This window comes from Sphingobacterium yanglingense, from assembly GCF_004363245.1.
GTDB classification, from domain to species: domain Bacteria; phylum Bacteroidota; class Bacteroidia; order Sphingobacteriales; family Sphingobacteriaceae; genus Sphingobacterium; species Sphingobacterium yanglingense.
The window spans coordinates 352647-365344 of sequence record NZ_SNYV01000015.1 but is presented as its reverse complement, the minus strand read 5'-3'; the positions used below and the strand labels follow the sequence as shown (position 1 = coordinate 365344).

Here is a 12698-nt window from a genome sequence, read left to right as displayed (position 1 = left end):
CGAGTGAACTTGTTATCTTGTTAACTAGTTCACATGATAACTTGATAACAAGATAACAGTTGAGCTGAGCGACTTTTAATGATTTTTTTGTTTATTTTTGTGTATAAATGCTTTTAAATATGGAGATTACGATAAAAATAGATGAACGGAATAAGGAGGCTAAGGCTTTATTGGTATATCTCAAATCCTTGTCTTTTGTAGAACTGAAAAGTACAGGGGATAAAGGAAGTCACTATGATGCTGGGTTTGTTGAGAAAATTAGATGTGCCGAGGAGGAGGAAAGCTTTAAAATAGACCCTGACAATGTATGGGAAAGTTTGAACTTGAAATAAAACTTTCTGCTAAAAAAGATTTGGAATTTCATTTCCGATCAGGTAATAAGTCAACGATAAGAAGAATAGAGCAAATACTTCTAGAATTGTCCAGAACGCCCTATGAAGGGATTGGAAATCCTGAGCCTTTAAAATATCAATTGAATGGGTATTGGTCACGACGCCTAAATAAAACTTTCATGATTCCTTCGGATTACCAACAGGCATGAAAGTTCTTGATGTCCATTAAAGACAGACACTTTCAGAAAAAAAAGGACCGTATCATTTATTCTGTGGATGAAAATATGGTAACGGTCGTCATTGTGTCGGCTTTGGGACACTATTGAGGTGAAGGTAGTTGACAAGTGAGGACAGTTAACAAGATAACAGTTGAAGGAAGTGATGGGGGAAGTACAGGTTAACTAGTTCACTCGATAACTTGATAACAAAAAAAAGAATATGAACAACACAACTTGGAGTATAGGAATGTCGGAGGTGATTATCCTTCTTGTGATGGTGCTGATTTTGATAGCAGCATTTTTCTTTGTTATAAATCTTATTCGTAGAAAATAACTGTTTTTTTAACAAATGATAAAAAATGAGCGCTGACCACTGCTTTGGCAGTACTGGAGGGGCTAAAATAAATTATATTCAGTACCTTTGCTGGACTTGTTAAAACGTAAAAAAAGATGAGTACACAAAAAGGGCCTATAAGCCAATTTATTGAGCACAATTACCGTCATTTCAATGCAGCTGCTTTAGTAGATGCTGCAAAAGGGTATGAAACACACCTATTAGAAGGTGGAAAGATGTTGGTTTCCTTAGGTGGAGCAATGTCAACTGCAGAGCTAGGTGTATCTCTAGCTGAGATGATCCGTCAAGATAAAGTACATATTATCTCTTGTACAGGTGCAAACTTGGAAGAGGATGTCATGAACTTGGTCGCACATTCGCATTACAAACGTATTCCAAATTGGAGAGATCTTACTCCAGAGCAAGAGCGTGAGTTGTTGGATACACACTTTAACCGTGTTACGGATACTTGTATCCCTGAAGAAGAGGCATTCCGTCGCCTTCAAAAACACTTAGAAGATGTATGGCATGCTGCTGAAGCTAAGGGTGAGCGCTACTTGCCACATGAGTTTTTATACCAAGTGGTAAACTCTGGCGTATTAGAGCAATACTACGAAATCGATCCTAAAAACTCTTGGATTGTTGAAGCTGCTAAGAAGAATTTGCCAATTATCTGTCCAGGATGGGAAGATTCAACTACGGGTAACATCTTTGCTTCGAATGTGATCAAAGGTAATTTGAAAGCATCTACTGTAAAATCAGGTATTGAGTACATGATTTACTTGACAGAGTGGTACCGCGCTAACTCTGATGGTAAAGGTGTGGGTTTCTTCCAGGTTGCTGGTGGTATCTCTGGAGATTTCCCAATCTGTGTAGTACCGATGATGTATCAGGATTTAGAATGGACTGATGTTCCTTTCTGGTCGTACTTCTGTCAGATTTCAGATTCAACAACTTCTTACGGTTCGTATTCTGGTGCCGTTCCAAATGAAAAAATCACTTGGGGTAAGTTGGATGTCGATACACCTAAGTTTATGATCGAGTCGGATGCAACAATCGTCGCTCCGTTGATCTTTGCTTATGTTTTAGGACAATAATTTTTTAGATGTGAGATACTAGACGTGAGATTTGAGATTGCCTCATTTCTCACATCTAATATCTAAGTCTCTCATATCTTAAGTCTCAATCTACAACCATGAACCATCTCCTTACGGACAATTCCACAGCGCTACAGGCCTTGATGTCAGAAACGATATTCTCGACCGGTTTTTCTATAGATAATGTTGAAAGAAGAAGTGAGGAAAGCAGCGACGCTGTCGCTTTTGATAGTTCATCAGAAGAGTTCGTTTTTCAAGGTGATAAAAGTACAGGTGTTCTTTTTATCCTTCGTTATCCCGAATTTCCCTATTTCTCACCACAGGCTGAAGAAGCTTTTATAAAGACCATCGGAGCCCTGCAGCTCACTCCCCATAATGTAGCGGTCGTTAATCTGGCTAATCCCCAAAATCCGAATGAGTTTAAAAGAATCATGGAGTTCTTTAAACCCACGAAGATTACCTTATTGGGAGTCGAACCAGCATCTTTGAAACTTCCCGAGATTGCACATAACTCCTATATGCGCGGACGAGTGGCGACAGTTTTCAATACCTTTTCTTTTGAAGAGATGTTTGCCGATGTCGAAAAGAAGAAGCTTTTCTGGGGAGAGTTTAAGACTTTCATTAATGGTTAATGGTTAATCAAGTTAACTTGTTAACAAGTTATCAAGTGGACTGGATAACAAGATTACTTGATAACAGGATAACAAAATACAATACACATGCTAAAACTCGTATTTGCTACCAATAATACCCACAAGCTTGAAGAAGTACAGGCGATAATCGGAAATAAATTTAATTTGAAATCATTGACGGATATTGGCTGTCATGATGATATTCCGGAAACAGGAGTGACTTTTCACGAGAATGCGCAGCAGAAGACCGATTATCTGGTTGAGCGATTTAAAGTGAACTGTTTTGGTGATGATTCCGGTTTAGAAATTGATGCATTGAATGGCGAGCCAGGAGTTTATTCTGCACGTTATTCCGGCTCTCGGGATATGGTTCAGAATATCGATTTGGTATTGGAACGTCTGAATGGCGTGGAGTCCAGAGCAGCACGGTTTAAGACTGTTATTTCGTTGTTTTTAGAAGGTAAGCAATACTTCTTTGAAGGGGCTATTGAAGGACGCATTATCGAAGAGCGTCGAGGAGATGGAGGTTTCGGTTATGACCCTATATTTATCCCTGAGGGCTATTCACGTACGTTTGCCGAGATGTCTGCAGCTGAAAAAAATTTAATTAGCCACCGCTCTATTGCTGTGTCTAAAATGGCTGAGTTCTTAAAAGGGTATTAATATTTGCGCCTCTCTGCCGGAGTGGGCATGTTACTTTTTTCGAAAAAGTAACCAAAACTCGTCGCTTGAGCCTTTTGGCTGTATGGTAATGCATTCATCTGCTGTTGCCAAAAGCTTCTTAAGCGACAGCTTTTCTAAAATGAAAAATTTCTGCTTTGATAAAATTTACCTTCTCTATTATCAATAGAAATCTTAACCGACTAATTAGTCTCGTGTTTTATATCTTGAAGGTTATTGCCTTCTTTTGTCAACTCTTCTTTTTTAGGAGGCTCTTCTATGTTCTCTTTGTTGTCTGCGGGCTGTGATTTTTCATCACTCTTTTCACCGGCTTTAGCGTCTACTGACTGTGGAGCTTCCCGTTTACGATTAAGGAGATCCTCTTTGGAGGTAGGTCTGTCCTGTGGTCGCCAGATAAAGCCAGGAAGTATCTCATTCTCTTGGGTGACGAGTTTGAATGGATAAACCTTCTGGTCTACTTTTCGAATCGTGGTATAGTCTATGATTTTCTTCCCCTCCATCTTAACCTTTATACGTCCCCCTCGATCATGGAACATTTCTGTAATGGTCTTCGTTTTATCATTTTCAGAAAATACCAGATTCTCGGCATTGCCATCTACAAATAGTCGGTCAATGTTATTATTGGCGAAGAATGCTGTTATCTTTCGTCCTTTCAACTGGTTGAATTTGATGGAGTCCAATACCGCATTGACCATGAAAGCATTGTTTTTTAGGAGGGCATTGTCCATCTGTTGGTTCAGAATCTGCATGTAAATAGTATCAGCAGAGATCTGCGATCCTTGAGACCAAATCATTGGGCGTCCCATAAAGCGGAACATCGAGTCCACCATACCATAATATACGGAGTCAGCGACAGCTTGTAAGTCAGATTTGAATAGCCTTACGTTATAGTAGGCGCGTACAATACGTGTTTTGGCAGTATCTAGTTGTGCCGCAGTCAGGGTGTCCGGTCGTTTTTGGACCGAATCGGGCTTTTGGGCTATTTGTAAGGCTTGATTAATAAGCGTGTCTGCCTGATTGGCAATGGGCACGATAGCCTTCTGCCGAAGTACAGAATCGGCTTTTAAGGTAGAACCTATATTTTGTCTGTCCCCCATCCGATTGGGTTCTGTAGTCGCCGTCTTTGGTTTTAAAGGAACAGGTGTTTTGATACTGTCTTTTTTTACTGTAGGTTTTATAGGTAGTGGAGCATCCTCTTTCTTAATTTCAGCAATCTCTTCCAATTGTTGTTGTAGACTGTCCTTAAGATTTAGCGTTGTAGAGTCTGTTTTCGTGTCATTATCGTCCTCATCATCACCATAATCTTTTTCCTCGTCGGCTTCTAGTTTACCTCCATCTCGGCTGAGGTTGAGCTGTAGGGGATTATAGTCTTTTACCAGAATCATTCGGGAATAAAGTGTGTCTGCCGTCATATAGACCGAGTCCATCTTGGCTTCACGTAAAGAACTGTCTGCAGGTAGATGCATTTTTGAGGGGGGGGCATCTGCTTTATCTGGTGTCGATGGGTTTACATTTTCCTCTTGCTCCTTTACTTCCTTCTTGTCCTCTTTTTTCTTTTTCTCTTTACCTTTGGTTTCTAAAGGAGTTACAGTAGTATCTGGCGTGGGATCATTATTCTCCTTGACAACGGTAATGATGTAAGGCTTTTCGGTCATCAAGATTGACTCTTCCGATTGGCTATACAGCCCTCGTCCGCCGTATGCGTAGAATTTGTCCGTGGTGTCAACGAAAACAACATTTCTGAAAGCCTCACCAACGCCTTTTGCACGTTCGTAGTGTAGACTGTCTCCTTTTAGGAATTTTGAACCTTCCGTATAGAGGTTATTCTTATTGAAGTCAGCAATTCCTGTTCCTGTGTTATAGGTGCCTCGTTCGGTATAGAGATTTTCATTTTGACCTTGTTGGTTACTGGTTGGTTTTATATTTGTAGGCCCAAAGAAGTACGTCATTTTACTGAACGAATTGTAACGCATTGTATCGGTGTACACTTTTACGTCGGGCGTTCGTACGACGACCTTGTGACGAAAGTAGGCATCGGAGGTGTTCTCAAAATAGTACGCATTCTTAGAAGTAATAGTGTCGCCCTGAGAGATTATTCTTCCGCCACCAGTGTAGGTGCCTACTTTGGATCGCATATTATAGGTCAGGTGATTCGTCGTCAAGGTTGAACCTTTGTCCACCATCTTCACATTCTTGGTGAGTAGCGCATGCTGGGCTGCGGCATCATAATGCAGATAATCCGCATAAATAACCGTTCCAGATGGTTGTGTAATTACAACATTTCCGAAAGCTTCGAAAAACTGTCTTTTGATTTCATCTTCATAGATGTAGCCACTATCTGCGGATAACGTATTTCCTTTGTGTTCATAAACAGGAATATAAAATACCATGTGTCCCGTTTTGGCATTGATTCGGCCACTATTGGACGATACCAGGTTCAGACGGTCTCCCTGCTGTGTTGGAGTTCCACCAATAGGCGTTTGCCCAAAAGCAGACGCTAGGGATAACATAAAAGTTAGTATTATAAGCCAGTTTCTCACGGAGGCAAAAATATGGATTTTAATAGCAAAAAAATGTTAATTACGTGAAATTTAATGCTAAATAAAATTAACTAATATTGGTCACATTTTATGTTATAAAATATAGCAGTTGGCGATATGAAGGAGTGGGTGTCCGAAATTTAAACTATCTACTTTGTGAAATATCCCCATTCCATTGCATATGAAAATGAATTTATTTAGGTTTGGTCTATGAATATCGATGTGCGTTTTGAACGGTATATAGAAGAGCAAAAGTTGTTTACACGTGAAGATAAACTGCTCGTTGCTGTCAGTGGGGGGCGGGATTCGATGTTGTTATTGACTTTGCTATCCCGATATGGGGTAGAAATAGCTGCGGCTCATTGTAACTTTAAGCTGCGTGCGGAGGAGTCTGATAAGGATGAGCAGTTGGTTCGTGCATACTGCAAACAGTTAGGGATAAAACTCCATGTGGAGCATTTTGATACTGAAGGCTATGCCGAAAGTCATAAAATTTCTATACAGATGGCGGCTAGAGACCTGCGTTATACTTGGTTTGATAGGCTAAGAGCGGAATATGGTTACGACTATAGCGCTATTGCCCAACACAAGAATGACCACGTGGAGACGGTGTTATTCAATCTGTCGCGAGGGACGGGACTGTTGGGCTTGCAAGGGATTTTACCCAAGAGAGAAGGTGTATTAAGACCGCTGTTGTTTTTAAATAGCGCTGAGGTACTGCAAGCGGTGGAACAGTTAAATGTCCCTTATAGGGATGATCAGTCCAATTTTTCTAACAAATATGCACGGAATAAAATCCGGCTTGATATCATTCCTGAGTTTGAACGTCTCAATCCTGATTTTATACAGATTATGGATGATAATATCGGACGTTTTCAAGAAACTCAACGTGTGCTACAGGCTTTCGTGGAACAAGAACGTCAAAAACTGTTTGTAGCGATAGGCGCGGATGAATGGCAGATCAGTAAGGCAGCTATTGCCGGACTGGATGTCGGTCTGTTGTATTTTCTTTTCGAACCTTTCGGGTTTTCAAAACCGGTGTTAGCGGATCTTGTTGCCGCATTTTCAGCTGAATCGGGGCGTATCTTTAGGTCTGATACGCATGAGCTGCTCTTGGACCGAACTGTATTGCGGTTGCAGAAAATAGCGGAAGAGGGAGGGAGTGTAGAACTGCAAGCATCAGATCGTGTGCTGACTTGGCAGAAGTATGTGTTTTCCGTGAGTTGTGAAGAAGACTTTACAGTTGTGAAAAATCCTGCAATAGCCCTCTTGGATTATGATAAATTGATTTTCCCATTGACGGTGCGGGCTTGGGAAGAAGGGGATGTATTTCAGCCGTTGGGGATGAATGGGAAGAAGAAGATTTCCGATTTTTTCATCCAAAGGAAAGTTAGTCTCTTCGACAAAAAGAGAATACCTATTTGGCTGAATGGTAACGGTGAAGTGCTGTGGATTACAAACTATCAAATAGATGATAGGTATAAGATTACAGAAAATACACAAAAAGTCCTTAAATTAGATTGCAATATATAGCCATAGAAGGAAGATACCTGTAAGTGATGGAGAAATGGAGACGATGCGCTTCCGGTAGGTTGGATAGTTGATTGACAGATAAAAACAAGTAATATACATATGGATACAAATAGTCTATTTGTTGAGCGTCAGTATCTAGGAAGGGATATGACATGGATTAGTGTGCGGATGGTCTTAGCACTATTTTGCTTTATCGTCTATTACTTAAATATGGATCATCTGGTGTCGAGCCAATTGTTCTTTATCGTAGGGAGCTGTATTATCGTGGTATCGGTAGTGATGATGTATTTGGTGCATTATAAGACAGCGGTTAGCTCGAATAATATAACACTAAGCGGACTATGGACTACCAGTCTGGTTAAGATAGACCTAGCTGCATTGGTGAAGGTGGAGAAAAAGCCGTATAGCAAATTTGTGTTCAACAATCCAGTTTATAACTTGCATAAAAATGGAAAAATCCGCTTTTATGCAGGGGGCAAAGATTCGGTATGGCTTACGGATCGAGATGGCTTGATATATATTATAGGTACGCATAAACAAGAGGAACTGTATAATGCGATCTTGAAAGCGAAGAAGGAATCTTAATGAAATGTTAAGGTTTTTAGTCTGACATTTCTTTGACCTTGTCTGGTATTGAATTTGTTATTTTTACTCTATACGGGCGCGACTTTATTGCGCGTGAAGGCAAATTTATGTAGGTTTGAATAAATAGAATTAGAAAGAAATGGGTTTATTATATTTTATATTATTTGTTGTTGCTTTTTATTACATCTTTAAGTTTTCTATGCGTTTGTTATTGCCGTTCGCAATGCGCAAGTTGACCGAACGAATGATGAAGAAAGCTCAACAGCAGGGTCAAGGACAATATAATTACGGTGGTGCAGGTAATCCTTTTGGAAACGGTAGTCCTTTTGGGGGTGCCTCTCAGCAACAATCGCAAAGAGGAACGTATACAAAAGAAGTCAAAATAAAGGTGGATTATGTACCTACGCAAGAATCGAAGCGTAAGGGGACAGCAACAGCTGGTGAGTTTATCGATTTTGAAGAGGTAAAGTAAATGTGGCTCAAGCAACTTTCGCTGTTAAATTTTAAGAATTACGCTGAATCGACACTCACTTTCCTGCCCGAGGTAAATGCGTTTACCGGAGATAATGGCGCAGGAAAGACCAATCTGCTGGATGCAATACACTATCTCTCGTTGTGTAAATCCTATTTCAACCCTATTGATTCGCAGCATATCAAGAAGGGGGAAGAATGGTTTATGGTGCAGGGAGAATTTGAACGGGATGAACGTACGGAGGCTATTTCCTGTAGCCTAAAACGAAATCAGAAAAAACAATTTAAACGTAATAAAAAGGACTATCAGCGATTGGCAGATCATATCGGCCAGTTTCCGTTGGTGATGATATCGCCCAATGACAGTGAGATAATTACGGAAGGAAGCGAAGAGCGTCGGCGTTTTGTGGATAATGTAATTTCACAAACGGACAATCGCTATTTGGATACGCTGATATCTTATAATAAGATACTTTTGCAACGTAATATGTTGCTGAAAAGTATCAAAGAGCGCGGTGTATTTGATGTTGGCCTATTGGAGGTACTGAATATGCAGCTTGTAGAGGTTGGTGAGCGTATATATATGCGCCGTAAGCAGTTTATGGAAGACTTTACGCCAGCTTTTCAACGGCATTATACGTATCTTACTGATCAGGCCGAAGAGGTATCGCTGGTCTACGAATCACCATTGCATCAGCATGATTTTCTGACGCTGTTGAACACCTGTCTCGAGAAGGATAGGATACTTGAGCGGACTAGCCAGGGGATACATAAAGACGATCTCCTGTTTACAATACATGGAGAAATGCCTCTTAAGAAGTTTGGTTCTCAAGGGCAACAAAAATCTTTTCTCATCGCCCTCAAATTAGCGCAATATACTTTTCTACAGGAACAGAAGAAATTCAGACCCTTGCTGCTATTGGATGATATTTTTGATAAGCTAGATGATAGACGGACAAAGAAGCTCATGAAGATGGTTTCGGACGAGGAGTTTGGGCAGATTTTTATTACGGATACCGATGCCGCTAGAATTCGGGAAATATTCGATGAAATAGCACAACCAATACGTATCTTTGATATTGAAGGAGGCGAGGTTCATGTATAAGAGAAAATTTGACGAAATACCCACACGGGATGATATCAGTATGAAGCAGGCTGTTGAGAAATGGCTGGAAGTATACCGTCTACGACGTAAATTTGATGAGTCGTCCGTAGCTTCTTTCTGGGGGGAGATCATCGGTCCCTATATCGAAAAACGCACATTGAAGATTTTTGTGAAGGATAAGAAGCTTTTTGTTAAAGTGGAATCTGCAGTGGTGAAACACGAGTTGACGCTCATGCGTAAGCAGGTCATCGGCCGTGTCAATGAGCATGCAGGGCAGGTGCTCGTCGAAGAACTTGTGATTTTGTAAAGGTGGTTAGAAGGTTAAGAAGTTAAAAGGTTAGAGGTGGAATTGTAAATAGGTGAAATCGTAAATACATGAATAATTAAGAGTTTACAGTTTTACGGTTTAACGTTTTTACTCCTTCACGGTTTAACAGTTTTACAGTTCAAAAAATGCAAACCAAGTATTACGCTGCGGCATTATTTTCTTTTATTGTCTGGGGGATGTTCAGCTTGGTGCTGCGTCCATTAAGTGCTTATACTTCTTTGGATATTCTCTTGTATCGAGTTTTATTTGCTTCTGCAGCGATTCTGGTCACAAGTTTTCTCATCCGGCCGAAGGCAACTAAAGAAAATATCCAACTCATCCGTAGGATGTCAACCCGAGAAAAGGGTGCTGTATTTCTACATGCACTCTGCAGTGCACTTATGTTGGCACTCAACTGGTTCCTGTTTATCTACGTGATGAACAATGTCAGTGTAAAAGCGACTTCGTTGGCCTATCTTATATGTCCCATTATAACTACGGTATTGGCCAGTCTGTTTCTAAGAGAGCGGCTGAATAAAGGGCAATGGCTGGCTGTGGGGTTGAGTGTGCTTGCCTGTGCGATGTTGGCCTATGGACATTTTATCGATATGATATACAGTGTGGTGATTGCGTTTTCATACGCGACCTATCTGGTACTCCAAAAACGGAATAATAGGTTGGACAAGTTTTTTACCCTAAACTTACATATTGTTATCTGTACAATCTTACTGACCCCACTGTTGTATATTCTGCCCAGTGGCACGGTACACGGAGCTGATTTTTACGGCTATGTGCTATTGATTGCGGTGTTATTTACGATTATCCCCTTATTTCTAAATATGTATGCGCTGAAGGGCCTAGATTCCTCGGTGGTAGGGATATTGCTGTATATCAATCCGACGATTGCCTTTTTGTTAGCGGTCTTTTATTTTGAAGAACCGATAAACGGAGTACAGATTCTAGCCTATGGCTTGATTTTTCTGGCAGTTATTATTTTTAATGTGGCCTATATCCGTTCTCAGCGGAAGGTCATTGGAAAAGAAGTCTTAACCGCATAACGATGGATATTGAAATTCAACTGCAGCAGGTTTTTGACCTACCTCCTGGTCAGGTGAGGGAGATAAGCCAATACTTTGTCGAGGAGACTGTCGGAAAAGGGGAGTTCTTTTTGGGAAATGGACAGCGGGCTGATCGTTTGAGTTTTATTGCTTCCGGGATATTCAGGGTATTTGCCCAGACTGAAAGTAGAGAGGTGACGCAATGGATTGGGGGGGAAGGGTACTTTATTACGGATTTGTCCTCTTTTTTGTTTGATCAACCCAGCCGTTGGCAGATTCAGGCATTGACAGATGCTAAGGTCTTATCACTGTACAAGAGTGACTATCAGCGTTTCGAATCCCTACTTCCGCAATGGAATGTGGTGGAGAAACGTTTTATAGCGAAGTGTTTTATGGTACTCGAAAGCCGTGTATTCGATTTTATATCCCTATCGGCAGAAGAGCGCTATCTGCAATATTTCGAACAACATAAAGCTTTTTTTAATCAGGTACCCTTACAGTTTATAGCTTCTGTCTTGGGGATGACTCCCGAAACCCTTAGCCGGATACGGAGTAAGGTGGGAGGCTAGCTGCCGTGTAACAGAAATTTATCTTCTTGATAAATGTCAAGGGCATTGTTTCTAAGCGTAGATAACTTTGCGTTATGAAACGAAAGATAGAAACAACAATCCTAATTGATGCACCTGTAGAGGCGGTCTGGTCGGTGCTGACTGATTTCTCAAATTACCCAGTCTGGAGTCCTACTATTCGGGAGTTTGGAGGTATACCCAAGGTTGGACAACGTACTAAAGTGTTGTTGCAGCAGCCTGATGGTATGCGCATAACGATGAATCCGGTTTTCCTAAAACTGGAAACGAATAAGGAAATCCGGTGGAAGGGAAAGCTCTGGATAGATGGAATCTTTGATGGAGAGCACTATTTTATAGTCGAGCCTGCGGCTAATGGGCAGACCCGGTTTAGCCAGGGGGAATTGTTTTCCGGGATATTGATTCCTTTTTTGAAGAAAATGATTGATGTGGATACGAAAAATGGCTTTCTGCTTTTTAATGCCGCACTGAAAGCCGAGGTGGAAGGAAAGCTGTGATGGGCTGGAGCCAAGACCTGGATTATAGGTATTGCTCCAGGTCTCCTTTTCCTTCACGGATGACTTCAAACTCACCTTCAGTGACATCGACGACAGTAGAAGCGACATTGTCTCCATACCCACCATCTATAACGAGGTCGACAAGTTCTTGGTACTTTTCGTAGATTAACTCGGGGTCGGTCGAGTACTCGATAATATCATCTTCATCATGGATCGACGCTGTTACGATGGGATTGCCCAATTGTTTGACAATCTCACGTACAATATTGTTGTCTGGAACACGGATACCAACAGTTTTCTTTTTCGAACTTAATAGCTTAGGTACTTGTCCGCTGGCATTAAAGATAAAGGTAAACGGGCCAGGCAGTGCTTTCTTCAAAACACGGAAAACAGTCGTATCGAAAGGTTTCGTGTATTGTGAGATATCAGTAAGGTCATAGCAGATAAAAGAGAGGTTTGCTTTATCTGTTTTTAACCCTCGTATCTGACACACCCGTTCTATTGCTTTCTGGTTGGTGATGTCACAACCGATACCATATACGGTGTCGGTGGGATAGATGATAACTCCTCCCTTGCGTAGTATCTCTACCGCTTGGTCAATGTATTTTTCGTTTGGCTTGTCGTTATATATTTTTAATAGCATGTCGATTGTTGTTTGGTATGGTCTTGCTTCCTCCTAAAAGAACAACAGCCAAAATGTTTTGTTTTGGCTGTTGTTCTT

Annotated in this window: 15 protein-coding genes; 13 read left to right on the top strand and 2 right to left on the bottom strand. The window is 40.9% G+C overall.

Features of this window, described 5'->3' with window-relative positions; translation table 11 throughout:
• Positions 1–119: 119 nt before the first annotated feature.
• The 5 genes from CLV99_RS15375 to rdgB all read left to right on the top strand — a co-directional run bounded on the left by CLV99_RS15375 (position 120) and on the right by rdgB (position 3276).
• Positions 120–332 (top strand): hypothetical protein, encoded by a 213-nt coding sequence (locus CLV99_RS15375; RefSeq protein WP_133585398.1) that lies wholly within the window; start codon positions 120–122, stop codon positions 330–332.
• On the top strand, positions 308–541 hold the full coding sequence (locus CLV99_RS23565; RefSeq protein ID WP_211348550.1) for a Txe/YoeB family addiction module toxin: 234 nt from the start codon (positions 308–310) through the stop codon (positions 539–541). The genes CLV99_RS15375 and CLV99_RS23565 overlap by 25 nt, the downstream gene beginning before the upstream one ends.
• A 459-nt stretch (positions 542–1000) precedes the next feature.
• On the top strand, positions 1001–1981 hold the full coding sequence (locus CLV99_RS15365; protein WP_133585397.1) for a deoxyhypusine synthase family protein: 981 nt from the start codon (positions 1001–1003) through the stop codon (positions 1979–1981).
• Positions 1982–2079: 98 nt separating this feature from the next.
• Entirely contained in the window at positions 2080–2613 is a 534-nt protein-coding gene (locus CLV99_RS15360) for a hypothetical protein (RefSeq protein WP_133585396.1), read from the top strand.
• Between the two features lie 87 nt (positions 2614–2700).
• Entirely contained in the window at positions 2701–3276 is a 576-nt protein-coding gene (gene rdgB, locus CLV99_RS15355; RefSeq protein ID WP_133585395.1) for an RdgB/HAM1 family non-canonical purine NTP pyrophosphatase, read from the top strand.
• A gap of 200 nt (positions 3277–3476) precedes the next feature.
• On the opposite strand, the gene CLV99_RS15350 is transcribed toward rdgB, so the two are convergent.
• Positions 3477–5804 carry an OstA-like protein gene (locus tag CLV99_RS15350; RefSeq protein WP_133585394.1) on the bottom strand — a complete coding sequence of 776 codons (2328 nt, stop codon included), beginning with the start codon at positions 5802–5804 and terminating at the stop codon, positions 3477–3479.
• A gap of 240 nt (positions 5805–6044) precedes the next feature.
• On the opposite strand from CLV99_RS15350, the gene tilS reads away from it, so the two are divergent.
• The 8 genes from tilS (at position 6045) to CLV99_RS15310 (ending at position 11977) form a co-directional block, all read left to right on the top strand.
• Positions 6045–7367, top strand: a complete 1323-nt coding sequence (tilS, locus tag CLV99_RS15345; RefSeq protein WP_133585393.1) for a tRNA lysidine(34) synthetase TilS — start codon at positions 6045–6047, stop codon at positions 7365–7367.
• 99 nt (positions 7368–7466) lie between these two features.
• Positions 7467–7952 carry a hypothetical protein gene (locus CLV99_RS15340; RefSeq protein WP_133585392.1) on the top strand — a complete coding sequence of 162 codons (486 nt, stop codon included), beginning with the start codon at positions 7467–7469 and terminating at the stop codon, positions 7950–7952.
• 139 nt (positions 7953–8091) lie between these two features.
• Positions 8092–8424: a DUF4834 family protein gene (locus CLV99_RS15335; protein ID WP_133585391.1), complete on the top strand. Its 333-nt coding sequence runs from the start codon at positions 8092–8094 to the stop codon at positions 8422–8424.
• Positions 8425–9528 (top strand): DNA replication/repair protein RecF, encoded by a 1104-nt coding sequence (recF, locus tag CLV99_RS15330; protein ID WP_133585390.1) that lies wholly within the window; start codon positions 8425–8427, stop codon positions 9526–9528.
• Complete coding sequence (locus CLV99_RS15325) at positions 9521–9835, top strand: DUF721 domain-containing protein (RefSeq protein ID WP_133585389.1); 315 nt, start codon at positions 9521–9523, stop codon at positions 9833–9835. The genes recF and CLV99_RS15325 overlap by 8 nt, the downstream gene beginning before the upstream one ends.
• Before the next feature lie 146 nt (positions 9836–9981).
• Positions 9982–10893, top strand: coding sequence for an EamA family transporter (locus CLV99_RS15320; RefSeq protein WP_133585388.1), 912 nt, complete (start codon positions 9982–9984; stop codon positions 10891–10893).
• 2 nt (positions 10894–10895) lie between these two features.
• Positions 10896–11462 (top strand): Crp/Fnr family transcriptional regulator, encoded by a 567-nt coding sequence (locus CLV99_RS15315; RefSeq protein WP_133585387.1) that lies wholly within the window; start codon positions 10896–10898, stop codon positions 11460–11462.
• A 74-nt stretch (positions 11463–11536) separates the two neighbouring features.
• A complete protein-coding gene (locus tag CLV99_RS15310) occupies positions 11537–11977 on the top strand; it encodes an SRPBCC domain-containing protein (protein ID WP_133585386.1) in 441 nt (146 codons plus the stop codon).
• Positions 11978–11999: 22 nt separating this feature from the next.
• Here CLV99_RS15310 and CLV99_RS15305 read toward each other — a convergent pair whose 3' ends face one another.
• Positions 12000–12620: an L-threonylcarbamoyladenylate synthase gene (locus CLV99_RS15305; protein WP_133585385.1), complete on the bottom strand. Its 621-nt coding sequence runs from the start codon at positions 12618–12620 to the stop codon at positions 12000–12002.
• Positions 12621–12698: the final 78 nt, after the last annotated feature.